The 23,559-nt window shown below is 55.8% G+C and carries 26 protein-coding genes; 18 read left to right on the forward strand and 8 right to left on the reverse strand.

What is annotated here, in order from left to right:
- Positions 1-11: 11 nt before the first annotated feature.
- The 3 genes from rlmC to EKN38_RS05825 all read left to right on the forward strand — a co-directional run bounded on the left by rlmC (position 12) and on the right by EKN38_RS05825 (position 3,417).
- Complete coding sequence (rlmC, locus tag EKN38_RS05815) at positions 12-1,151, forward strand: 23S rRNA (uracil(747)-C(5))-methyltransferase RlmC (RefSeq protein WP_014831232.1); 1,140 nt, start codon at positions 12-14, stop codon at positions 1,149-1,151.
- Positions 1,152-1,256: 105 nt separating this feature from the next.
- On the forward strand, positions 1,257-1,964 hold the full coding sequence (locus EKN38_RS05820) for a response regulator transcription factor (RefSeq protein ID WP_014831233.1): 708 nt from the start codon (positions 1,257-1,259) through the stop codon (positions 1,962-1,964).
- Positions 1,951-3,417, forward strand: a complete 1,467-nt coding sequence (locus EKN38_RS05825) for an ATP-binding protein (protein WP_014831234.1) — start codon at positions 1,951-1,953, stop codon at positions 3,415-3,417. The genes EKN38_RS05820 and EKN38_RS05825 overlap by 14 nt, the downstream gene beginning before the upstream one ends.
- Before the next feature lie 84 nt (positions 3,418-3,501).
- Here the strand turns inward: EKN38_RS05825 and artJ are convergent, their stop codons facing one another.
- The 6 genes from artJ to EKN38_RS05855 all read right to left on the reverse strand — a co-directional run bounded on the left by artJ (position 3,502) and on the right by EKN38_RS05855 (position 8,006).
- Entirely contained in the window at positions 3,502-4,233 is a 732-nt protein-coding gene (artJ, locus tag EKN38_RS05830) for an arginine ABC transporter substrate-binding protein ArtJ (protein ID WP_014831235.1), read from the reverse strand.
- Positions 4,234-4,389: 156 nt separating this feature from the next.
- Complete coding sequence (gene artM / locus EKN38_RS05835; RefSeq protein WP_013097363.1) at positions 4,390-5,058, reverse strand: arginine ABC transporter permease ArtM; 669 nt, start codon at positions 5,056-5,058, stop codon at positions 4,390-4,392.
- On the reverse strand, positions 5,058-5,774 hold the full coding sequence (artQ, locus tag EKN38_RS05840) for an arginine ABC transporter permease ArtQ (RefSeq protein ID WP_013097362.1): 717 nt from the start codon (positions 5,772-5,774) through the stop codon (positions 5,058-5,060). Before artQ ends, artM begins: the two co-directional genes overlap by 1 nt.
- A 6-nt stretch (positions 5,775-5,780) precedes the next feature.
- On the reverse strand, positions 5,781-6,512 hold the full coding sequence (artI, locus tag EKN38_RS05845) for an arginine ABC transporter substrate-binding protein ArtI (RefSeq protein ID WP_014831236.1): 732 nt from the start codon (positions 6,510-6,512) through the stop codon (positions 5,781-5,783).
- 20 nt (positions 6,513-6,532) lie between these two features.
- Positions 6,533-7,261, reverse strand: a complete 729-nt coding sequence (gene artP / locus EKN38_RS05850) for an arginine ABC transporter ATP-binding protein ArtP (protein WP_013097360.1) — start codon at positions 7,259-7,261, stop codon at positions 6,533-6,535.
- A gap of 226 nt (positions 7,262-7,487) precedes the next feature.
- Positions 7,488-8,006, reverse strand: a complete 519-nt coding sequence (locus tag EKN38_RS05855) for a lipoprotein (RefSeq protein ID WP_014831237.1) — start codon at positions 8,004-8,006, stop codon at positions 7,488-7,490.
- Between the two features lie 107 nt (positions 8,007-8,113).
- On the opposite strand from EKN38_RS05855, the gene EKN38_RS05860 reads away from it, so the two are divergent.
- The 3 genes from EKN38_RS05860 (at position 8,114) to EKN38_RS05870 (ending at position 10,150) form a co-directional block, all read left to right on the forward strand.
- A complete protein-coding gene (locus tag EKN38_RS05860; RefSeq protein ID WP_006174327.1) occupies positions 8,114-8,437 on the forward strand; it encodes a heavy metal-binding domain-containing protein in 324 nt (107 codons plus the stop codon).
- Positions 8,434-9,264, forward strand: coding sequence for an N-acetylmuramoyl-L-alanine amidase (locus EKN38_RS05865; RefSeq protein ID WP_014831238.1), 831 nt, complete (start codon positions 8,434-8,436; stop codon positions 9,262-9,264). The genes EKN38_RS05860 and EKN38_RS05865 overlap by 4 nt, the downstream gene beginning before the upstream one ends.
- Positions 9,265-9,526: 262 nt before the next feature.
- Positions 9,527-10,150: a helix-turn-helix domain-containing protein gene (locus EKN38_RS05870; protein ID WP_014831239.1), complete on the forward strand. Its 624-nt coding sequence runs from the start codon at positions 9,527-9,529 to the stop codon at positions 10,148-10,150.
- On the opposite strand, the gene EKN38_RS05875 is transcribed toward EKN38_RS05870, so the two are convergent.
- Both EKN38_RS05875 and EKN38_RS05880 read right to left on the reverse strand, forming a co-directional pair.
- On the reverse strand, positions 10,147-10,755 hold the full coding sequence (locus tag EKN38_RS05875) for a hypothetical protein (protein WP_014831240.1): 609 nt from the start codon (positions 10,753-10,755) through the stop codon (positions 10,147-10,149). The genes EKN38_RS05870 and EKN38_RS05875 overlap by 4 nt on opposite strands.
- On the reverse strand, positions 10,755-12,308 hold the full coding sequence (locus tag EKN38_RS05880) for a peptidoglycan-binding protein (protein ID WP_014831241.1): 1,554 nt from the start codon (positions 12,306-12,308) through the stop codon (positions 10,755-10,757). The genes EKN38_RS05875 and EKN38_RS05880 overlap by 1 nt, the downstream gene beginning before the upstream one ends.
- Positions 12,309-12,607: 299 nt before the next feature.
- Here EKN38_RS05880 and gspC point away from each other — a divergent pair, with 299 nt between their 5' ends.
- Genes gspC through EKN38_RS05940 form a run of 12 tightly spaced genes read left to right on the forward strand, consistent with a single transcriptional unit; the run spans position 12,608 to position 23,417 of the window.
- A complete protein-coding gene (gspC, locus tag EKN38_RS05885) occupies positions 12,608-13,339 on the forward strand; it encodes a type II secretion system protein GspC (RefSeq protein ID WP_043951590.1) in 732 nt (243 codons plus the stop codon).
- Positions 13,340-13,351: 12 nt separating this feature from the next.
- Entirely contained in the window at positions 13,352-15,280 is a 1,929-nt protein-coding gene (gspD, locus tag EKN38_RS05890) for a type II secretion system secretin GspD (protein ID WP_126521797.1), read from the forward strand.
- A gap of 13 nt (positions 15,281-15,293) precedes the next feature.
- Positions 15,294-16,772, forward strand: a complete 1,479-nt coding sequence (gspE, locus tag EKN38_RS05895; RefSeq protein ID WP_014831244.1) for a type II secretion system ATPase GspE — start codon at positions 15,294-15,296, stop codon at positions 16,770-16,772.
- Entirely contained in the window at positions 16,772-17,980 is a 1,209-nt protein-coding gene (gene gspF, locus EKN38_RS05900) for a type II secretion system inner membrane protein GspF (RefSeq protein WP_014831245.1), read from the forward strand. The genes gspE and gspF overlap by 1 nt, the downstream gene beginning before the upstream one ends.
- 2 nt (positions 17,981-17,982) lie before the next feature.
- Positions 17,983-18,432 carry a type II secretion system major pseudopilin GspG gene (gspG, locus tag EKN38_RS05905; RefSeq protein ID WP_013097349.1) on the forward strand — a complete coding sequence of 150 codons (450 nt, stop codon included), beginning with the start codon at positions 17,983-17,985 and terminating at the stop codon, positions 18,430-18,432.
- Positions 18,432-18,917, forward strand: a complete 486-nt coding sequence (gspH, locus tag EKN38_RS05910; protein WP_014831246.1) for a type II secretion system minor pseudopilin GspH — start codon at positions 18,432-18,434, stop codon at positions 18,915-18,917. Before gspG ends, gspH begins: the two co-directional genes overlap by 1 nt.
- A complete protein-coding gene (gene gspI, locus EKN38_RS05915) occupies positions 18,910-19,284 on the forward strand; it encodes a type II secretion system minor pseudopilin GspI (protein WP_014831247.1) in 375 nt (124 codons plus the stop codon). Before gspH ends, gspI begins: the two co-directional genes overlap by 8 nt.
- Positions 19,281-19,982: a type II secretion system minor pseudopilin GspJ gene (gspJ, locus tag EKN38_RS05920; protein ID WP_126521799.1), complete on the forward strand. Its 702-nt coding sequence runs from the start codon at positions 19,281-19,283 to the stop codon at positions 19,980-19,982. The genes gspI and gspJ overlap by 4 nt, the downstream gene beginning before the upstream one ends.
- Positions 19,979-20,995, forward strand: coding sequence for a type II secretion system minor pseudopilin GspK (gspK, locus tag EKN38_RS05925; RefSeq protein ID WP_014831249.1), 1,017 nt, complete (start codon positions 19,979-19,981; stop codon positions 20,993-20,995). The genes gspJ and gspK overlap by 4 nt, the downstream gene beginning before the upstream one ends.
- Before the next feature lie 15 nt (positions 20,996-21,010).
- Positions 21,011-22,141: a type II secretion system protein GspL gene (gene gspL / locus EKN38_RS05930; RefSeq protein WP_014831250.1), complete on the forward strand. Its 1,131-nt coding sequence runs from the start codon at positions 21,011-21,013 to the stop codon at positions 22,139-22,141.
- Positions 22,138-22,623, forward strand: coding sequence for a type II secretion system protein M (locus tag EKN38_RS05935; protein WP_014831251.1), 486 nt, complete (start codon positions 22,138-22,140; stop codon positions 22,621-22,623). The genes gspL and EKN38_RS05935 overlap by 4 nt, the downstream gene beginning before the upstream one ends.
- Positions 22,620-23,417 carry a prepilin peptidase gene (locus EKN38_RS05940; RefSeq protein WP_014831252.1) on the forward strand — a complete coding sequence of 266 codons (798 nt, stop codon included), beginning with the start codon at positions 22,620-22,622 and terminating at the stop codon, positions 23,415-23,417. Before EKN38_RS05935 ends, EKN38_RS05940 begins: the two co-directional genes overlap by 4 nt.
- The last annotated feature ends 142 nt before the right edge of the window (positions 23,418-23,559 follow it).

The raw sequence follows: 23,559 nt of genomic DNA on the forward strand, positions 1-23,559 counted from the left end.
AAGGTTTTCCTATGCAGTGCGCACTCTATGACGCCGGACGCTGTCGCTCCTGTCAGTGGATAGAACAGCCGGTCTCTCAACAACTCACCGCCAAAATGGCCGACCTGCAACAGCTGCTGGCTGAATACGCGGTGGGCGAGTGGTGCGCACCCGTCAGCGGCCCGGAGCAGGGTTTTCGTAATAAAGCCAAAATGGTGGTCAGCGGCAGCGTTGAAAAACCGCTGCTGGGCATGCTGCATCGCGACGGCACGCCGGAAGATCTCACCGGCTGCCCGCTGTATCCTGCCTCGTTTGAGCCGGTCTTTGCGGCGTTAAAACCGTTTATTGCCCGGGCAGGATTAACCCCTTATAACGTTGCCCGCAAGCGCGGCGAGCTGAAATACCTCCTGCTGACCGAAAGCCAGATCGACGGCGGTATGATGCTGCGCTTCGTGCTGCGCTCGGACGCTAAATTGGAGCAGCTTCGCGCGGCGCTGCCATGGCTGCAGGAGCAGCTTCCGCAGCTGAAGGTCATTACCGCCAACATCCAGCCGGTGCATATGGCGATCATGGAGGGGGAGACAGAGATCTTCTTCACCGGGCAGCATGCACTGGCGGAAACCTTCAACGACGTGCCGCTGTGGATCCGCCCGCAAAGTTTCTTCCAGACCAACCCGACGGTGGCGAGTGCGTTATATGCCACTGCCCGCGACTGGGTTCGGGTGTTAAACATCCATCATATGTGGGATCTGTTCTGCGGTGTTGGGGGCTTTGGTCTGCACTGCGCCACGCCGGAGATGCAGCTGACCGGGATTGAGATCTCCGCCGAAGCGATTGCCTGCGCGAAACAGTCTGCCGCTGAGCTCGGGTTAACCAATCTGCACTTCCAGGCGCTGGACTCCACGCAGTTCGCGACCGGGCAGGGCAACGTGCCGGAGCTGGTGCTGGTCAATCCGCCGCGCCGGGGTATTGGCAAGGCGCTGTGCGATTATCTGAGCCAGATGGCGCCGGATTACATTATTTACTCCAGCTGCAACGCCCGCACCATGGCGACAGATATCGCTCACCTGCCGGGCTACCGCGTTGAACGCGTTCAGCTTTTCGATATGTTCCCGCATACTGCGCATTATGAAGTGTTGACGTTGCTGATCCGCATCCCGGGTAAGGCGTAGCCGCCACCCGGCATGACATCCGCAAAATCTTCAACAAAATGTGAACTCTTCAACCCTGCGAAATCAGGTAAGCTTACGTCATAAGAGATGAAATAAGGCTTACCCATGAAGCAGATCCTGCTGGTGGAAGATGACCACGATATCGCGGCACTTCTGCGACTCAATTTAGAAGATGAAGGCTACACCATCACCCACGAGCCCGACGGCGGCAACGCGTTACAGTGCCTTGAAAAACAGCCGTGGGACGCGGTGATCCTCGATCTCATGCTCCCTAACGTCGACGGCCTGGAGATTTGCCGTCGTATTCGCCAGATGACCCGCTACCTGCCGGTGATCATTATCAGCGCCCGCAGCAGCGAAACCGATCGAATTACCGGACTGGAAACCGGCGCGGATGATTATCTGGCAAAACCGTTCTCGGTGCAGGAGCTGATTGCCCGCATTAAGGCGCTGTTCCGCCGCCAGCAGGCGATGGGGCAGGCGCAGAGTACCGGGAATATTCAGGCGCATGGCCTGACGATCGATCCGCTGGCCCGCAGCGTGCTGCTTCACGGCCAGATGGTGGATCTCACCCCGCGCGAGTTTGAACTGCTGTACTTCTTTGCCCGCCATCCTGGCGAGGTTTTCTCGCGCCTGGCGCTGCTGGAGCAGGTGTGGGGCTATCAGCACGAAGGTTACGAGCATACCGTTAACACCCATATCAATCGCCTGCGCATCAAGATTGAAAAAGACGCAGCCGAGCCGGAGATCATTCGCACCGTGTGGGGCAAAGGCTACAAATTCGCGGAGCTGAACCCAGATGCGCCGCTTTAGTCTGAGCCAGCGCCTGACGCTGCTGTTCATCTTATTGATGATGCTGTGTGCCACGGTCGCCTGCGCGGTACAGCTCTACAGCAGCATGCAGTATGGCAACGCCATGGTGCAGCGTCTCTCTGGTGGCCTGGCGCAACAGATCGTGCAGCGCGAAGCGATTCTGAACGCGCAGGGCAGGGTTGATCGCACCGCGCTGAAACCGCTGTTTGACAGGCTGATGACCTTCAATCCGAGCGTTGAGCTGTACGTCGTCTCCCCGGATGGCGATATCCTCGCCGATGCCGCACCGCCGGGCCATATCCAGCGACAAAGCATCGATCTTGCGCCGGTACAGGAGTTCCTCAGCGGGGCGGCGATGCCAGTTTTTGGCGACGATCCGCGCAGCCAGAACAAAAAAGTGTTCAGCGCGACGCCGTTACGTCAGGACGGCGAGCTTAAAGGCTATCTGTATATTGTTCTGCAGGGCGAAGAGTCGAACGCGCTGGCCCAGATGGCGTGGCACAAGGCGCTGTGGAGTACGCTGCTCTGGTCATTGCTGTGGGTGGCACTCTTTGGCCTGCTGGCGGGGCTGCTGGTCTGGTACTGGGTGACACGTCCGGTTAAACGTCTCACTGAGGAGGTCGCCGGGCTGGACCAGGACAGCATCAGCACGATCAAACAGCTGGCGGCACAGCCGCTGGAGGTCGCGGCACAGGATGAAGTGGCGCTGCTGCGTAACAGCTTTATTGAGCTGGCGCGCAAAATCACCTCCCAGTGGGATCAGCTGGCCGACAGCGATCGTCAGCGCCGGGAGTTTATCGCCAACATCTCGCACGATTTACGCACGCCGCTGACCTCGCTGCTGGGCTATCTGGAAACGCTCTCACTGAAATCCGCCACGCTGACGCCGCAGGAGCATCAGCAATATCTCGCCACGGCGTTGCGTCAGGGGCAGAAGGTGCGTCATCTGTCGCAACAGTTGTTTGAGCTGGCGCGCCTTGAGCACGGCGGCATTAAACCGCAGCGTGAACGCTTCGCAATGGGAGAGCTGATCTCCGACGTGGCGCAGAAGTTTGAGCTCACGGCGCGCACGCGCGAGCTACAGCTCCAGATTGACGTTCCCGGGCCGCTGCCGCTGGTGTACGCCGATGTCTCAATGATTGAGCGCGTGGTGACTAATCTGCTGGATAACGCGATCCGCCACACGCCAACCGGTGGCAGGATCCGTCTCGCCGTGTGGCAGGAGAATGAAAAGCTGCAGGTTGAGGTGGCTGACTCAGGAACAGGGGTGGATGCCGCGTTGCGTGACGATCTGTTCCAGCGGCCTTCGGCGTTAAATCCGCAGGCGTCGCGGGAAAATCGCGGCGGGTTAGGGCTGCTTATTGTGAAGCGAATGCTGGAGCTGCACGGGGGCGGGATCAGGCTGATGGAGTCGGTGAGCGGGGCGCGTTTTCGCTTCTTTGTACCACTGTAGAATTGCCGGATGACGCGTCGCTTAGCCTGCCTACAACTCCCCCCGTAGGCAGGCTAAGGCGTAGCCGTCACCCGGCAAAAAAAGTTACTGCGGGAACCACTGGTCGCTGATTTTCTGATACGTACCGTCAGCTTTAATCGCCTTCAGCGCGCCATTCAGTTTTGCCAGCAATGCTTTATTATCCGGACGTACCGCGATGCCCAGACCCGTACCGAAGTACTGCGGATCGGTTACTTTCTCGGTCGCCGTACCCAGCTGCGGGTTGGTTTTCAGCCACTCGTTCACCACGGCGGTGTCACCAAAGACGCCATCGATACGGCCATTTTTCAGGTCGATGATTGCGTTCTGATAGCTGTCATAGGCCACGGTTTTCACTTCAGGATGTTTGTCCTGCAGGTATTTCTGGTGCGTGGTGCCGTTTTCCATCCCGATGCGTTTGCCTTTCAGCTCATCAAAGGATTTAAAAGCCCCTTTCTTCGCAATCACCACCGCCGAGTTGGCGTAGTACGGGTCGGTGAAGGCTACCTGCTTGCTACGCTCTGGCGTGATGTCCATACCGGAGATCACCGCGTCGTATTTTTTGAATTTCAGGGACGGGATCAGGCTGTCGAAGGCGTGGTTGGTAAACGTGCAGTCGGCCTGCATCTGTTTGCACAGCGCTTTCGCCAGATCGATATCAAACCCCACGATCTGATTGCTGGCATCCAGCGATTCAAATGGCGGGTAAGTGGCAGAAACGCCGAAATTGATTTTATCTGCTGCTGTTGCGCCTGCGGCAAAGGTTGCCAGTAATGCGGCCAGAACTAACTTTTTCATTATCATACTCCCGTCTGTAGGTCTTATGAAGGTACAATGCCATTTAATGAATTTATATTCAATATAAATGATTAAATATTTATTCAGTAATAAAAAAAAAGCGGATAACCCATCAGGTTACCCGCTCCCTTAATTGCGTTTTATGCATTCGCGTGATTAATTTCTGCGCTCAAACGCCAGCGCTTTACGCTCGATAAGGCGCATCATCAGCGTCAACAGTCCGTTAACCACCAGATAGACCACGCCTGCGGCGCCGAACACCATCACGTCGTAGGTGCGCCCGTACAGCAACTGCCCGTGGCCCATGACTTCCATCAGGGTGATGGTGTAGGCCAGCGAGGTACTCTTGAACACCAGCACCACTTCGTTGGAGTAAGAGGAGAGGGCGCGCTTAAAGGCGTACGGCAGCAAAATGGCCAGCGTGTCTTTCTTGCTCATCCCCAGCGCCCCGCAGGACTGCCATTGCCCTTCCGGAATGGCGCGGATCGCCCCGTAGAACAGCTGGGTGGTGTACGCCGCGCTGTTCAGTGAGAGGGCAATCAGGGCACACAGCCACGGCTCAGAGAGCAGGTGCCAGATAACCGGATACTCCTGCAGCGACGGGAACTGACCCGGGCCGTAGTAAATCAGGAAGATCTGCACCAGCAGCGGCGTACCGGTAAAGAGGGTGATATAGCCGCGCACAATCCACACCAGCACCGGCGTTTTCAGCGTCAGGATGATGGTAAAGATCAGTGCCAGGATCAGCGCCACGATGATGGACGCCACGGTCAACGTCAGGCTGGTGTGCAGCCCTTTCATCAGCTCGGGTAAATAGTCCAGCATCAGCCTGGTCTCCGTTCAAAGCGCGTCGCACGCAGGTCAATACGCTTAAGGATGTACTGACTCAGCAACGTGATCACCAGGTAGATAGCCGCCGCCACAATGTACCAGGTAAACGGCTCCTGGGTGCGGGTGGCGATGCTTTTGGTTTGCAGCATTAAATCGTTAACGCTTATCAGGCTCACCAGCGCGGTATCTTTCAGCAGCACCAGCCACTGGTTACCTAAACCCGGCAGGGCATGACGCCACATCTGAGGCATCACCAGACGGAAGAAGATGGCCGCTTTCGACATCCCCAGCGCCTGGCCGGACTCCCATTGTCCCTGCGGTACCGCTTTCAGCGCACCGCGCAGGGTTTGCGACGCATACGCAGAATAGAGCAGGGAAAGGGCAATGACGCCGCAGAGGAACGGGCTGACGTCGAAGTTTTCAATCTGCATCTGCACCGGGATCTGCACGACGCCAAGATTGAGGGTAAAGCCGTCCGACAGCGTTAACAGCAGCTGTGAGGAACCAAAATAGATAAACAGGACCACCAGAATCTCCGGTAGCCCACGCAGCACGGTGACCAGTGCGGAGCCGGTCCAGGCGACAGGGAACCATTTTGCAGATTCCCATACCGCAAAGAACATCGCCAGCACCAGGCCGATAATCAGTGCGCAAACGGCAAGGCCGACGGTCATCCCGGCGGCGCTTGCTAAAGGAAGAATTTCATTCATCAGGAATTACTTCTGGAACCATTTTTTATAGATGGTTTCGTAGGTGCCGTCTTTCTTCACTTTTTCCAGCGCAGCATTGAATTTCTGCTGCAGCTCAGTGTTGCCCTGACGTACGGCAATCCCCAGACCTGTGCCGAAGTAGTCCTTATCGGTCACTTTGTCGCCCACTGGCGCGAGTTTATCGTTGGCTTTCAGCCATTCGGTCACCACCGCGGTGTCACCAAACACGCCATCGATACGGCCGTTCTGCAGATCCAGCTTCGCGTTCTGGTAGCTGTCGTAAGGCACGGTGGTGATTTCCGGATGTTTATCCATGATGAATTTCTGGTGGGTGGTGCCGTTCTGCACGCCGACTTTCTTGCCTTTCAGCTGGTCAACAGAGGTATATTTCCCTTTCTGACCAATGAACAGGGCGGAGTTGTCATAGTACGGCGTGGTGAACAGCACCTGCTTTTCACGCTCTGGCGTGATGTCCATACCGGCCATCACGGCGTCGATACGGCGGAACTTCAGGCTTGGGATCAGGCTGTCAAACGCCTGGTTGCTGAAGGTACAGGTCGCGTCGATCTCTTTACACAGCGCGTTAGCCAGATCGACATCGAAGCCCACAATCTTGTTGTTGGCGTCGATAGATTCAAACGGAGGATAGGACGCTTCGGTGGCGAAACGGATGGTCTGGGCTGCGGTAGCGGAAAGGCTGACGCTAGCGAGCAGCGCGGCAATCAATACTTTTTTCATTATCATTTTCCCTGGCACAATCAGTGAGATAAGTAGTTTTTGAAGGCATCAGTTTGCGGGTTGGTAAAGCAACTCGCATCACCTTGCTCAACGATATACCCGTTTTCCATGTAGACCACACGGCTGGCGGTTTTACGCGCCACTTCCACTTCATGGGTAACGATGACCTGAGTAATGTTGGTTTCCGCCAGCTCACGAATGATGCTCACGATCTGGGCGGTGATTTCCGGGTCCAGCGCGGCGGTGGGTTCATCAAACAGCAGCACCGCAGGCTCCATCATCAGCGCACGGGCAATGGCCACACGCTGCTGCTGACCCCCGGAGAGGTGCAGCGGATAACGATCGCTGTAGGGCTTAAGGCGCAGACGCTCCAGCAGCTTTTCAGCCCGCGCCATCGCCTGATCCTTGCTCAAACCGAGAACGCGGCACGGCGCTTCAATCAGGTTTTGCAGGACGGTCAGGTGCGGCCAGAGGTTGTATTGCTGGAAGACCATGCCAACGTTTTGACGCAGTTCACGAATCGCTTTATCGGACGGCGTTTTCGCAAAATCAAAATGGTTACCGGCAATTGCCAGCGTACCCGAACGGGGCATTTCAAGCAGATTAAGAACACGCAGAAGGGAGCTTTTACCCGCGCCGCTTGGGCCAAGCAAAACCAGCGTTTCGCCTTCGGGGCACTCGAGCGTGATGTCGAACAGCGCCTGGTGTGCGCCGTAGAAGCAGTTAATGCCGTTTAGTTTAATACTCATCGGGGCAGTCTTTACTCATCCAGGCAATCTATAGCAATTGAGGCCGCAGATAGTACCGTTGACAGAATAGTTATGCAATATTTCTGCGTTAAAAGTTAAATATAACCCGTAATACCCCTTAAACATAGCACAAAATAGCGAAGGCCAGGGGCGGCGAGTATAAATGTCGGCATTCCGCATGAAATGCCGCACATTTTTCGGGGTTTACAATTCTGAAACAGTGGGTTTAGCGATTCTCAATCGACTGGCGCAGCGTGCCTGCCGGGGCATGAACGCTGCCGCCGACATAGCGTACGTCGTCCACCGCCCAGCACTGACCTTCGCGGATCATCAGCACTTCATCCTGCCAGGTCTGGGTTCCCTGGGTCAGCTTAACGCGCAGAGGAATGTTTCGCGCATCGGTGTTCGGGATGGTCGAGGCGCTGGCCACCTCGGCGCTGTCCGGCAGCGTGGCGCGGCTGGAGAACGGATCGGATTTCAGCAGCGCGTTATGCTGCGGATCGCGCGAGGCATCGTTCAGCAGTTTTGCCAGCCCATCGCTCAGGTACGGACGCAGGCCGGTGAGATCGTTGCTGCGGTGTTGAATGCGATAATCATAGAACTGTTGCGCCACGGTATCCGGGCCGCCCTCTGTACAGGGGCCGCTGCGGGTACCGATATCCTTAAAGGCTGGCGTGACCGTGGTGGTACACGCGCTGAGCACCAGCGCGCAGGGCACCAAAAGCGTTAAAGCAGAGTAGCGCATGTTGATTTCCTTATTTATTAACTATCCTTTCAATCATAGCGTAACGGACCGATAATGCTGGTGAAGTTATGGGCTAAGGCATTGAACGCTAAAGAAGGAGAGAAACCATGCAGTTTTCAACAACGCCAACCCTGGAAGGGCAGCCGATTACCGAATATTGCGGTGTGGTCACGGGTGAAGCCATCCTGGGGGCCAACATTTTTCGCGACTTCTTTGCCGGTATCCGCGATATTGTCGGCGGCCGCTCTGGGGCCTATGAAAAAGAGCTGCGTAAAGCCCGTGAAATTGCCTTTAAAGAGCTGGGCGAGCAGGCCAAAGCGCTGGGGGCCGATGCGGTCGTGGGGATTGATATCGACTACGAAACCGTCGGTAAAGATGCCAGCATGCTGATGGTGAGCGTAAGCGGTACGGCGGTGAAAACCCGTCGATGAAACGCGCGTTTTCAACACTCCTGCTGGCGCTGTTGCTGGCAGGGTGCGCCACGGAAAAAGGCATTGTCGATAAAGGCGCCTATGAGCTCGATACCCGTCATCAGGCGCAGGCGGCGTACCCGCGTATTAAGGTGCTGGTTATCCACTACACTGCCGATGATTTTGATAGCTCGCTGGCCACGCTAACGGACAAAAACGTCAGCTCCCACTATTTGATCCCCGCCAACCCGCCCGCACCGGACGGCAAGCCGCGCATCTGGCAGCTGGTACCCGAGAACGAACTGGCCTGGCATGCGGGTATCAGCTTCTGGCGCGGCACCAACCGTATTAATGATACGTCGGTCGGCATAGAGCTGGAGAACCGTGGCTGGCAAAAAACGGCCGGGGTGAAACACTTTACGCCGTTTGAGACTGCGCAAATTGCGGCCCTGGTGCCGCTCGCAAAAGACATTATCGCCCGCTACAACATTAAACCCGAGAATGTGGTGGCCCATTCGGATATTGCGCCCCAGCGTAAGGACGATCCCGGCCCGCTGTTCCCGTGGCGCGAGCTTGCAGAGCAGGGGATTGGTGCCTGGCCAGACGCGTCCCGCGTGGCGTTCTATATGAACGGACGGCCACGGTATCAGGCCGTGGACACCGCAGCGTTACTCGATTTGCTCGCGCGTTACGGTTACGACGTACCGGCCAATAGCACTCCCGCCCAGCAGAAGCGCATCATTATGGTGTTCCAGATGCACTTCAGGCCGCAGCTGTGGAACGGTGTCGCGGATGTGGAAACGATGGCCATTGCCGAAGCACTTTTAGAGAAATACGGGCAGGGGTAATCCTTCGGATACCCCCGAACGCCTCACTTTAACGGAATCTGTCGTAAGATTAATCTTAAGTACATTCTCAATTCATTTTAAGTAAATTGATTTAAAATCGTCCTCAATTAAGATTGCTTCATCGATTCACAGCATGAATCAAATATAAATCTCCCGTTCCGGGCCGATTTAATTAATTTAAAAAAATACAGAATCCATTTTTACGGCAATGTAACACTGTGCCGGATCACTTCTTATTTAAACATCTTAATTGGGTATAATAATGTTAAGCATCTTTGGTAAAAAAACACGTCCCCATCATGAAATGGAAGCCATTATTTCTGCAACGGTTGGTTATGAAGAAAAAACGTTGAGAAAATGGCAAAAAATATCCACCTGCAACTCAGATAATATTCACATTATTGTCAGCGGTGAAGTGGAGTTCCGCCGAAGTTCTGATGATTTATGTATGTTTACGCTGCAGGGACAATGCATCTTCGGTCTCTCCGCCATATTCTACAATTCCGCACATATGCAGGGTGTGGTGCGCAGTAACACCGTAGTGCGTACCATCCATAAAGATGAATTCCAGCAGTTAATGTCCCGGCTCGGGCTGTGGCCTGAGCTTACCAAAGTGCTGGCATGGTATATCTGTTTGCTCAGCAAACGCGATGATGTTTTAGTTGCCCGCAGTGCCTATTCCGTTGTACGTGAATTCCTGATTGAAATTAACGAACTGATTGTTCAGCACCAGCGCGATATTAATATTTATGATTACATTCAGGAATACACCAACCTGGCACGCAGCACCATTATTAAAATCCTCTCCGATCTGAAAAAAGGGCAATACATAGTGGTCGAAAAAGGACGACTGATTAGCCTGACCAATTTACCGGAAAAATATTAATCTCCTCCGGCGTCTCCTTTTATTATGGAAGGAGACGCATTCGGCGTTTCATCAACCGGTGGCGCAGGCATTTTTCCCTTCGCCATATCATCCTGCTGCTGTTTTAGCGCCTGCATAAACAGGGCTTTTAACGAACCCTCATCGTCAGATTTCATCGCCTGTTCGTGAGCCCCGGTGCCGGGCAAAGTATCGCGCGAGGTATCATGGGGGACGGGGTTATCCGGTAATGCACCCTCCGGGGCCTGCTGCCAGTCATTTTCATCATTGTTGATCGGCATATTCTCCATCGGCGGTAAATCGTCCTGCACTTTCACCTGCTGCGGTTTAGGCTGCGGATGGGGGAATGGTTTTGTCACATACACATAGTGCATATCCGACAGACTGGTTTGTGCTTTTACGACACTCACTTTTTTCACCACCGGTGCCGGATGGTGTAAATTCCAGTACACATGGGCATAAAGCCCGGCGACGATCAGCGCGCACAGCCCCAGACACCAGAGCGTCACCACGCTGAGTATTTTACTGAATGACGGCAAACGCCATGAAAACCAGACCGGTTCGCCGGTGGTATAGCTGCGCTGGGCAGCGAGGCAGATGGTAGACATTATGCGTGTTTCTCTTGCGTAGTCGGGGTAGCCTGGGTGGTCTGGATCAGCACGCTCGGCGTCGTATGGGTTTCGCGCATCAACTGCATCAGGGTGTCTTCACCCGCAATACCGTCAACATGAAGGTGCATTTTTTCCTGGAATTCGCGGGTGCGTTTCATCAGCTCCGCCGTCCAGTTTTTATCGTGCGTTTCGCTTTCGCCCAGCGCCACGCTCAGCTGCTGATCCAGCCACGCAAGATCTTTAGGGTCGCTGGCGGCGGTGATTTCGTCTTTTCCTGACGGTGTCAGGCGGTGCAGGAGGGTGTAATTGCCCGTCGCATGCTGGTTATACCACGTGCGGCTCACCTGCCAGGTGCGGTTGTTCATCAGTAGATCGAGGGAATTTTTCCCGGCACGCGCCACGACGGCGTAATTGATGTGATCGCCGGTCTTAATCTCGCTCACCCACGGGTAACCGTCATTTGCCAGCGTGTCCAGGGGGGCATTGCCCTGTTTACACATCAAATTCACTTTTGCGGCATTCTGGCACAGCGCATCGTCGGCAGAAGCGTCATACCCCCACATGGCGTAAAGCTGGTGCATGGCATCGGGCTGATTTACCACCTCGTTGTCGATTACCGGTAATACCGGTGCGTCTGGCGTTTTAACCTGCTGTTTCCAGCTGGCCGGTACCGGCAGCGCCACAGGCAGTTTTGCCGTAATAGAGGACGTCATCATCCAGCCGCAGGCGGCGAACAGGACAGAGGCCAATAACCCGATGGAGGCCAGCGTTTTACCACGTTTTGCCGCTGGAAGGGCTTCACCGCTCGCGAGACGCAAATGACGCGGTCCAACGTTGGGCGCGCGTTCGGTCCAGGCGGCCAGCAGGGAAAGATGGGCCAGTTCGTTCAGCTTGCTGATGTTGCCTTTGGTCAGGGCGTGGATTTTTTTCACGCGAGCGGGCGTCAACGGAGAGACGTCCGCGCCGTGCTCTTCGCACTGGGCGTCAACGTAGCTCAGGCACTCACGGCAGGTCAGGTTGCGCAGGGTATGGCAGGTCAGCACATATTCCTGCAGGGCAGAGGCTTTCAGCATCACTTCCTGGTCGGCCGTACCCATCAGCACAATCGACAGGCGAACATCCAGCTCCTGCGCACGGGTAAGCAGTATACCCAGCACGTCATAGCCGCTGGCTTTCATCGCCTGCGCCTGAGAGATCACCAGCACCTTGTGGGTCGGCTTTGTATCGCGCCACTGGCGAATAATGGCGTCGACCGCCTGGAGTTTGTTCTTCTCTTTCGCCGCAGGGTTGAGCTTGAAGAGCAGGCTACTGGCGCTCAGCTTTGGAAAGGCATTAATACAGAGCACCGATTTGCTGTGGGCTTTGAGGGCATCGCTGAACTGCCCCAGCAGTTCGCTGTCGTGGTAAAAGAGCCCGGTGATCCCTGCCTGCTGGCTTTTCTCTTTCAGAAGATTAAATACATCCTGATGATAAGGCACCAGAAAATCGCCCGACTTGCGGGTGATATTTCTGAACGGCGGGGTACTGAATTTAAAATGGCTCTGATACATAACGACTTACCGTCTCTTCTCTTTAATAGCAATGGGCGAAAAGTACGGTAAGCCCCTGTCATGGTCAATTTAACACCAGAGTAAAAATAACCTGTCTGGCTGCATCTAACATTCCCTTTTTTTCCGGTCAATCATTTTCTTCATTAAAGTTAATAGCGAAGCCGGTGGTTTGCACTGGTCACGCTTATTACTATTTGCTCACTCAGTTATGCAGCATACCGCTGCGAATTCCTGCTTTGCTAAAAGGCCCGATAATAATGAGGAACGCATTCCTTTCCAGGCTAATGACGCCCTGCATCATGCTTCTCATGCTGATATTTTGCAGCCAGCAGGGTTATGTCGTTTTTAAAGATTATAAAAAGGTTACGAATAAGTTAGCGAATGCTGATAAGACGCCGCTAAAACCGCGTAACAGTGACAAAACGTTTGGTCTTTTTACGGCTGCGGTCCGTCAGGCCGACGTTCCGGCGGCGGTAAAAGCGCCACTGTCTGCAGAAATTGAAGGCATCATCCGCAGCGATGAGTCGTGGTTGTCGTTCGCCGTGATTAAGACCCCCGCCGGGCAGCAGAGCTACCGGGAAGGGGAACCGCTGGTGGGGTTCGACGATGCCTATGTGGATGAAATTAATAAAGATAACGTGGTTGTTCAGTATGAAGGCACGAAGCAAACGCTCGCCCTCAAACAGCCGCCTTATTTTAAGGGCGATGCAGGCAATAGCCCGGTGACGAAATCGAAAAATGATGCCGGCGCTGACAGTCTGCATCTCGATGATTATCTGGTGTTAAAACCGTTAATCGATAATGGCCAACTGGAAGGCTTTAATATTAATCCACGGAATATGTCTCCTTTTTACCGTGACGCAGGCCTGGAAAAAGGCGATGTGGTGGTGAGAGTCAATGACGTCGATATGACGAAAGAAGCGCAGGCGAAAAATATCATCGCCAACTGGTCGAAAATGAAAGAGGCGGACGTCGTCGTCAGGCGGCACGCTCACCTTGAAAATATTCGGGTTAATGTTTTAAACAATTAACAAGTGTACATCATGAAGAAATTTCCATGGGCGTGCGTGGCGCTGACCGCATTGTCGTTATATTCCGGTTCGCTGTTTGCAGCCAACTTTAGCGCCAGTTTTAAAAATACCGATATTCGCGAATTTATCGATACGGTAAGTCGCAATCTGAATAAAACGATTCTCGTCGATCCCTCCGTTCAGGGCACGGTATCGGTGAGAACTTATAACGTGCTGTCGGAAGATGAATATTATCAGTTCTTCCTGAGCGTGCTGGATCTCTACGGTCTGTCGGTGATCCCAATGGATAACGGCATGATCAAAGTGGTGCGTTCCAGCGTGGCGCGTACCGCTGGCGTGCCGGTGGCCGACAGCAAAAACCCGGGCAAAGGGGATGAGATCATTACCCGCGTGGTGCGCATGGAGAACGTGCCGGTACGCGAACTGGCCCCGCTGCTGCGCCAGCTGAACGATGCCTCGGGGATCGGCAACGTGGTCCATTTTGAACCCTCTAACGTGCTGCTGTTAACCGGTAAAGCCTCGGTGGTGAACCGCCTGGTGGATCTGGTTGAGCGCGTGGACCGTTCCGGTATGCAGCGTCGTGAAATCGTACCGTTGCGCTATGCCTCGGCGATAGAGCTCTCCGATATGTTGAACAACCTCAACAATGAAGAGCAGAAAGGGCAGAACGCCCCGCAGCTGGCGACCAAAGTGGTGGCCGATGATGAAACCAACAGCCTGGTGATCAGCGGGACCGAGGATGCGCGCGCGCGCACCCGTTCACTGATAGGCCAGCTCGATCGCGAGCAGAACAACGAGGGTAATACCCGCGTCTTTTACCTGAAATATGCCAACGCCTCGAAAGTGGTGCCGGTGCTGACCGGTATCGGTGAACAGCTGAAAGACAAAGCCGGTGCGGCGAAAAGCAAAACTGCGACAACCAACAGCGAACTGAATATCACCGCCGATGAGTCAACCAACTCGCTGGTGATCACCGCCCAGCCAAACGTCATGAACTCGCTGGAGAAGGTGATCGACAAGCTGGATATTCGTCGTCCGCAGGTGCTGGTGGAAGCCATCATCGCGGAAGTGCAGGACGGTAACGGCATGGATCTCGGCGTGCAGTGGACCGGCAAACACGGCGGCGTGCAGTTCGGCTCGACCGGTCTGCCCATTAGCCAGATCAAAAACGGCACGATCAAAGGAGCCTCCTTTACTGGCCTCGCGACCGGTTTCTTCAACGGTGACTATGGCGCACTGCTGACTGCGCTCTCTACCAGCGGCAAGAACGATATTCTCTCCACGCCAAGCGTGGTGACGCTGGATAACAAAGAGGCGTCATTCAACGTGGGTCAGGATGTGCCGGTGCTGTCGGGTTCTCAGACCACCAGCGGCGACAACGTGTTTAACTCGGTTGAGCGTAAAACCGTTGGTACCAAGCTGAAGATTGTTCCGCAGATCAACGACGGGGACATGATCCACCTGAAGATTGAACAGGAGGTCTCCAGCGTCGATGCCAGCGCCACCGAAGATGCCAGCCTCGGCCCAACCTTCAACACCCGTACCATCAACAACGAAGTGATGGTCCACAGTGGCCAGACGGTGGTGCTGGGCGGTCTGATGGAAAACGTCAGCAAACAGAACGTGTCGAAAGTGCCGCTGCTCGGCGATCTGCCGCTGGTGGGACAGCTGTTCCGCTATACCTCGGAGGACACGTCGAAGCGCAACCTGATGGTCTTTATCCATACCACCGTCCTGCGTGATGACGACAACTACAGCGCGGCGACGAAGGAGAAATACGACCAGATCCGCGCCCGTCAACAGCAGCGTCTGGAGGAGAAAAAACTCGGCATCGTTGAGAACACCGATAACGCCGTCCTGCCTGCCTATCCAAAGCAGGACCATTCCATGCCGGTCGGCGTGAGCGCACCTGCCGCCACGCGCAACCCCTTCAAAGAGTAACGGGAGGTGACGCGTGGATGAACTGACAAAACAGCTGTGTACCAGCGGCTTTGCGAAGGAGAACGGCATCCTTTTCTGGAACGACACGGTCTATATCCGTGACGACGTCCCCGCGTTTGCGCTACTGGAGATGCGCCGGGTACTGGGGCGCACCTTTGTGCCCCAGACGCTGAGCGCGGAAGCGTTTGATGAGATGCTGGCCAAAATCTGGCAGCAGAACAGCGGCGTGTCGCAGCAGCTGGTGGACGATATGGATGCGGATATCGATCTGATGGCGTTAACCGAGGAGATCCCGGACAACGAAGATCTGCTGGATAACGACGAAAACTCGCCGGTGATCCGCCTGATTAACGCCATTCTCGGCGAGGCGGTGAAAGACGGCGCATCGGATATCCATATCGAAACCTTTGAGCGCACGCTGAGCATCCGTTTTCGCGTTGACGGCGTGCTGCGCCCGGTGCTCCAGCCCGCGCGTAAACTGGCTCCGCTGCTGGTCTCCCGTATTAAGGTGATGTCAAAACTCGACATTGCCGAAAAACGTCTGCCGCAGGATGGCCGTATCTCCCTGCGCATTGGCCGCAAGGCGATTGATGTGCGTGTCTCGACCATTCCGTCGCAGTACGGCGAGCGCGTGGTGATGCGTCTGCTCGACAAGAGCAACCTGAAACCGGATATCAACAAGCTCGGACTCATTGATGAAGAGCTGGAAAAACTGAAAGGGCTGATTAACCGCCCGCACGGCATCATCCTGGTCACCGGGCCGACAGGCTCCGGTAAAAGTACCACCCTGTATGCCATTCTGTCGGCCCTGAACGGACATGAACGCAACATTCTGACCGTCGAAGATCCGATTGAGTACGAACTGGAAGGGGTGGGGCAGACGCAGGTCAACCCGCGCGTGGACATGACCTTTGCCCGCGGCCTGCGCGCCATTTTGCGTCAGGATCCGGACGTGGTGATGATCGGAGAAATTCGTGACGGCGAAACCGCGCAAATCGCGGTGCAGGCGTCGCTCACCGGTCACCTGGTCATGTCGACGCTGCACACCAACAGTGCGGCGGGGGCCATCACCCGTCTGCGGGATATGGGGCTGGAATCCTTTTTGATCGGTTCGTCGCTACTCGGCGTCATTGCCCAGCGTCTGGTGCGTCGGCTGTGTCCGCACTGCCGTACCACCAGTCCGCTGGATGACAATGAAAAAGCGCTGTTTAGCTTTATGGATAAGCCACCAAAGGCCATCTATCGCGCCGTCGGCTGCGACCAGTGCCGCCAGAGCGGGTATCAGGGACGCGCGGGCATTCACGAGTTTCTGGTGGTCGATAGCGCCATGCGTCGGGCCATTCATGAAGATAAAGATGAGATGTCCATTGAGACCGAGCTGTTCAGGCAGGCCTACAGCCTGCGCGAAAACGGGCTGATGAAGGTTATCAGCGGCATCACCTCCCTTGAAGAGGTGATGCGCGTGACCGCCGAGCGTGGGGGCGATGAGTAATGGCTTTCTACGCGTGGACCGCAACCGATGCCGCCGGAAAAAACCGGCGCGGCACGCTGCAGGCGGAAGGACCTAAGCAGGTGCGCCAGTCGCTGCGTGAGCAGAAGCTGATGCCGCTCACCATCACCGAATCCCGTGAAAATGCGGCCAGCGCTAAAGCCAGAACCGGCGCCCGACTCTCTGTGCCGGTGCTGTCGATGTTCACCCGTCAGCTGTCAACGCTGGTTAACGCGTCGCTGCCGCTGGAAAGCGCCCTCAAGGCCATTTCAAAGCAGACGGAAGACAAAAAGCTGGCGGCGATGGTGACGGAGATCCGCGAGAAAGTGGTGGAAGGCCATACGCTGTTTGATGCCTTCAGCCAGTTCCCGCGCACCTTCGACAAGCTGTACTGCACGCTGGTGATGGCCGGGGAAAAGACCGGCCATCTCGGCGATGTGCTGGAGAAGCTGGCGGAGTACAACGAGCAGCGCCAGAAGATGAAAAGCAAGCTGACGCAGGCGATGGTCTACCCGATCACCCTGACGGTGGTCGCCGCGGCGGTGATCAGCATCCTGCTGGTGGCGGTGGTGCCGCAGGTGATCGAGCAGTTCGTGCACATGAAACAGCAGCTGCCGATCACCACCCGCACGCTGATTGCGGTGAGCGATTTTCTGCAGGCGTACGGGATCTACATTGCCGGGGGGCTGTTCGGCGCAATCGTCGGCTTTAAGACGTGGGTGAAGAAAACCACAAACCGCTTTCGCTGGCACAGATGGCTGGTGAATGGCTCGCCGATTAAAAAGCTGGTCTGCGCCATCAACAGCGCTCGCTATATCCGCACGCTCAGCATCCTGCAGGCCAGTAGCGTCCCGCTGCTGGAGGGGATGTATATCGCGATGGACGGGATCGAAAACCTCTATGCCCGGCAGGTGCTGGAGCAGGCGGCGGATACTGTACGTCAGGGCGCTTCTCTGTATAACGCGCTGGACCAGGCGAAGCTCTTTCCGCCGACCATGCTGTACATGATTGCCTCCGGCGAAGAGAGCGGGGAATTAGGTTCATTGATGGATCGCGCCGCGGAAAACCAGGAATCGGCATTACAGCATCGCATTACGTTAACGCTGTCGGTATTTGAACCGGCACTGGTGGTGACAATGGCGACAGTGGTTTTATTTATCGTGCTGTCAATATTACAACCGCTTCTTCAGCTCAATAATATGGTGGGTTAAATATGTCTTTAAAACGAAATAGCCTGAAAGGTCAGGCCGGCTTTACCTTGCTCGAATTAATGGTGGTGATCGTTATTCTCGGTGTGCTCGCCAGTATGGTAGTACCCAATTTAATGGGGAATAAAGAAAAAGCCGATGCCCAGAAAGCAACCAGCGATATTGTGGCGCTGGAAGGTTCGCTGGATATGTACAAGCTGGATAACCACCGTTACCCCACGACGGAGCAGGGTTTGCAGGCGCTGGTCACCAAACCTGATATCGCGCCAATCCCGAAAAACTACCGTGATGATGGCTATATCCGCCGCCTGCCGGAAGATCCGTGGGGCAATGATTATATTCTGGTCAGCCCGGGTGAACATGGCGCAGTGGATGTTTTCTCTGCGGGCCCGGATGCCGAAGCGAATACCGCGGATGATATTACCAACTGGTCTTTAGATAAAAAAGAGAAGTAATGAATAAGCAACGTGGGTTTACCTTACTGGAAATTATTCTGGCGCTGGTGATATTTGCCTCCTGCGCCATGATGGTGGTGTCGACAATCCCCTCGCGCAGCGGCGCGGATATTTTCGGTCAGCAGTTAAAAGCCCTCGTTGAATATGGTTCAGACCGTGCGGTAATGGACGGCAATATCGTTGGGCTGGTGATCACCACCTCAGAATATCAGCTGGTGACCTGGGCCGAAAAAGAGGGCGAACGACACTGGGAACCTTTAACCGCCGGGCGCATTGTCACCCACGGCCAGTTCCCGGAAGAGATGCACGTGTCGCTCTCACCGCAGCGCATTGCTGCCACAACCGACGCCACGCCGCAGATTGTCTTTTTGCCGGACGGGGAGATAAGCCGCTTCACGCTGTCCCTGCAGAGTGTCGATAAAAAACAGCGCTTTCGCGTGGTGTCGCAGGGGGCATCACCGGTTTCGGTAGAGAACGATGACTAAACGCAAAGAACAGGGGATGACCCTGCTGGAAGTGATGGTCGCACTGGTCATCTTCTCCACCGCCGCGCTGGCGCTGATGAATTCCGTCTCGCTGAACGTGCGCTTTACCCATGGCCTGGGCGATTCGCTGCAGGCGAGTTGGGTGGCGGAAAACCAGCTGGCAGAAGCAAAGCTGAGCAACACGCCGTTCCCGGATGCCCTGCAGACGGGCACAGAAATCATGGGGGGGCGAAGCTGGATCTGGCGCAAGCAGCGGGTGAAAACCGCCGAAAATCGCTTTGCCGATGAAGTGCAGGTGTACGCCGAGGATGATGAAGACAAACCGGTGTTGACCCTGCAGATACCAGAACCCGGAGAGGTGAAATGAGTAAGCACATTCAGCGTCAGCAGGGCTTTACGCTGCTGGAGATCATGATTGCGCTGACCATCTTCGCGGTTATCAGCACGCTTGCCTGGCAAATCCTGGACGGGGCGATGCGCACCTCGAACGCCACCGACGTGGCGGCGAAGCAACTCAACCAGCTTCAGCGCGCCTATAACCTGCTGGAGCGGGATTTCTTTCAGCTTCAGGCACGCGCGCCACGCAACGAGCCTGATGTCTTTGTCCAGCACGACGATGCGCTGGAGCTGACCACGCTGAACGGCGTGAGCGGTCAGATCCAGCTGGAGCTGACCACGCTGAACGGCGTGAGCGGTCAGATCCAGCTGGAGCGCGTGCGCTGGCGGCTTGAGGACAAAAAACTGTGGCGCGATATCTGGCCGGTTATCGACAGCCCTGCCGATGTGAAGCCGGAAGAGGTGCCGATCCTCAGCGATGTAAAAGAGATGACGTGGCGCTTCTGGAAAGCGAGCTGGCAGACCAAATGGACCGACACGACGCATCAGCCGGACGGCGTAGAGCTTCTGCTGACCATGGAGAATGGCGAGACCTGGCGCTGGGTATTTACCACGCCGGGTGATATGCCAGTCGCCCCGGCGGCACCTACCGAACACACGCCAGCGCCACCTGGCGATACGGTCGCGCCAGCGCAGCCGGTGCCCGCTCCGTCAGGAGAGAACAAATGAGCGGAAAATCGGTTCGAAAACAGCGCGGTGTCGCGCTGCTGGTGGTGCTAATTTTGCTGGTCATGATGTCGGCGCTGGCGGCCAAAATCAGCCAGCAGTTCTGCCGCAATCTGCAGAAAACCCGCTATCAGGTGAGTCAGCAGCAGCTGCGCTGGGCCATTCAGAGCCAGCAAAAAACCATTGAAGGTCTGCTTCAGACCTACGCCAGCGGCGAGAGCAAAGGCCTGTCGCCGAAAGGGGAGTGGACAGAGCCGGTGGAGACAGAGGGGGAACACTACACCGTGGTAAGCCAGATTGAGGATGCCCAGACCTGCTTTAACGTCAATAACCTGCTGGCGGCCGATCCGACCCCCGCGGTACAGACCGCAGGGGCGTTGCCGGAAAAACCGGTCAAAGCGCGCATCGTCGAACAGCTCCTGACCGACAGCGGTATTTCCGCCGGTGACGCAGAAGAGATTTACCAGCAGCTGATGGACTATCTCGACGGCGATACCACAACGGCCAAAGAGGGGATGGAGACAGATGCCTGGGCCGGCGTTGAGCCCGCACGGCTGCCTGCGAATCAGATGATGCGCACCCCGGCCGAGCTGAAGCTGCTGTCCGCGTTTCCGGTGGCGGCTTACGGCAGGGTCAGTAAAGTGCTCTGCGCCTTACCCGACACCGCCAGCAAGGTGGATGTAAACACCCTGACTGAAGAACAGGCACCGCTACTGGCAGCCCTGTTTATCGGCTCGCTGAGCGAGGACGAGGCCGCCCGCCTGATCGCCTCCCGCCCGGAAGAGGGCTGGGAGTCGATGGAGGCGTTCCAGAAAGCGCTTGAGACAAATTATCCGCAGACCAAAGACGCGCTGAAGCAGGTACAGGCGTTTCTTGCGGTCAACAGTCACTATTTCCGGGTCAACAGTACCGGCAATACCGATGATTTAACGCTGCGCGTCGTCAGCCAGCTTCATGTTGATGATGAAGCCGGGAAGGTGATTACCTGGCAACGTCGCTACCGAATGGTTGAATAACACAAGACGAACTCTATGAAACAGGTGCTTTTTATTCGTCCCGACACGCATGAGGACGGGAACATAATGTGGTGTGAGTCCGGTAGCGACCAGGTGGAGCAACGGCAGGGTGGGACGTCACTGGCGGCGCTTGCCGGTCACGCGTTAGCCGCCCGCGTCTGCCTGCTCCTGCCGGCCAGCGAAATGATCTTCCGTCACTTCACGTTGCCCAAAAAAGGCGGCGTTGAATTCTCCTGGCTGGCAGAGGAGACGCTGATTGGCGACGTGGACACGCTGCACTGGACGGTGCTCAACAGGAAAGGGCGGGAAGTGGACGCGGTGGCCATTGAGGCGGCGCGTCTGCAGTACTGGCTGGACCGCTGTGCCGATGCCGGGCTGAAGGTGGTGCAGGTGCTGCCCGATGCCATTCTTCTGCCGGTGACTGAGGGCGGCAGCACGCTGGTCTCCACCGACAGCGGCTACTGGATGCGCTATTCGCCGTCTGGTGCCTGTGAAACCGACGCCGCGCTGTTGCCGCTGCTGCTGAGCCAGCAGTGCGCCAGTAACCTCGTCTGCTACGGCGAGGCGCCCGCAGGCGTGCAGGTGGATGAGCAACGGGTCTGGCAGCATCCGCTGGTGCTGATCCAGCCCCAGTGGAAAAGCTGCAAAGCGAACCTGCTGCACGGCGTTTTTGCTGCCCGTGGCGCCCACTCCGAGTTCCGTTATGCAAAACCGGCCATTGCCGCCATGGCGATGCTGAGCCTCGGGCTGCTGATTGGCCCTCGCATCGGCATGGCCTGGATGCTCTCTAACCAGGAAAACCTGGCCCAGCAGCAGATGGTGGAGCTGGCCCGGCACTATTTCCCCACGCTGCGCCAGACCACCAACCTGAAGTACCACTTCGGGCAGAACATCAGGAAAGAGAAGAAAGGGATCTTTCTTCAACTGGACGCACTGGAGCAGATCAGGCAATCGCTCCCGGCGGTCGAACTCAGCGAAGTGGGATACGACGACAGCCGGAATCAGCTTACGCTGAACATCCGTTCAATGGATCCCACGGCGTTGCAGGCGTTCGTTAATAAGGCGAGTGATACCTTCGACTTTACGCTGCAGCCGGTCTCCAGTGAAGCGCCTTATACCGCTATCATCACAGGGAAATATAAATGAAAGAAAAAATAGGGCAATTAAAAGCACGCTATCTGGGTTACAGCCCGCGCGAGCGTGCGCTGATTAAATTATGTGGCTCGGCGCTCTGCTGCGCCATTATCTGGTACGGGGTGATGACCCCACTGGACAATATAATTAAGAATGAGAAAAGCACGCTGCAAAAACAGAAGCAAACTCTGAACTGGATGCGGGCGGAAATTAATAAAAATCACCTTCAGGCCAAAGTATTAAAAACCAGTAACCCGAGAAGCGTGGTGGAAGAGAGCGCCAAAGAGATCCACGTTGCGCTGAGTAATATTCAGCAGGACGGGCAAACCCTGACGTTTAATATTGATCGGGTCAACGTCTATGAGCTTAAAAACTGGCTTCGGGAGGTCAATTTAACCACCGGGGTTCGTCTGGAGAAAATGGATCTCACGCCGGTCGATCACCTTAGCGATGTAAAGGCCCAGATTAAACTCTCCTGGGCGAAAGTGGCATGAACTCGCTGACGCTGCTTCAGGGCAGCCAGATGCCCGCCCTTTGCCTGCTGAGCGGTGCGCTTGGCGGCATTATCGGCAGCTTTCTGGGCGTGGTGGTCGAACGCATTCCCCCGCTCATTAAAGAGGAGGCGGGGGCCGGAAATCTGCTGTTTCCGGCCTCTCACTGTCCGGCGTGCTCCCACACGCTCTCCTGGTGGGAAAATATCCCTGTTCTGAGCTGGTGTTGCCTGCGTGGACGCTGCCGCTGCTGTCAAAGCGCGATCCCGCTACGTCTGCTGCTACTTGAGCTTTCCAGTGCCCTGTTTTTTGCCCTGACGGCGGCGTATGCCCCGTCTGCGGCCGCATTGATGTCGCTGTGGATCCTCTGGTGCGGGCTGCTGCCGCTGGCGGCGATAGACGCAAAACACCTGCTGCTGCCGGACTGTCTGACGCAACCGCTGCTGTGGGCGGGCCTGCTGAATCATGCGTTTTTTCATTCCTTACCTCTGTCGGACGCCCTGTATGGCGCGGCGGCGGGCTACCTGTCGCTGTGGCTTCTCTACTGGGCGTTTCGCCTGACGACGGGTCGCGAGGGACTGGGCTACGGTGACTTTAAGCTGCTGGCTGCGCTGGGCGCGTGGTGCGGCTGGCAGGCTTTGCCATCATTATTACTGGCGGCTGCGTTAAGCGGTATCGCGTTGTATTTTGTTTTTTATAAAGCGGTTAAAGAAAATAGCGTTATTCCTTTTGGCCCGCTGTTGTCACTGGCAGGTTTGGTTATTTTTATCCTTCAGACCTTTCAATTCATATTTTGATTTTTGCGGTCAAGTTTTTTTTGAAATTTTTTCGCTGAGGGAATGAAAGGACGTAAATACATTTCCGGAGTATTGTAATAAACATAAGCTGTAAAAATTACTGCTCATGTCTATTTATGGAGGGTGTTTTAGCAAAATACAT

Origin of the sequence: Enterobacter sp. WCHEn045836 (genome assembly GCF_003965585.1) — a bacterium.
In the GTDB taxonomy this organism is placed as follows: domain Bacteria; phylum Pseudomonadota; class Gammaproteobacteria; order Enterobacterales; family Enterobacteriaceae; genus Enterobacter; species Enterobacter dissolvens.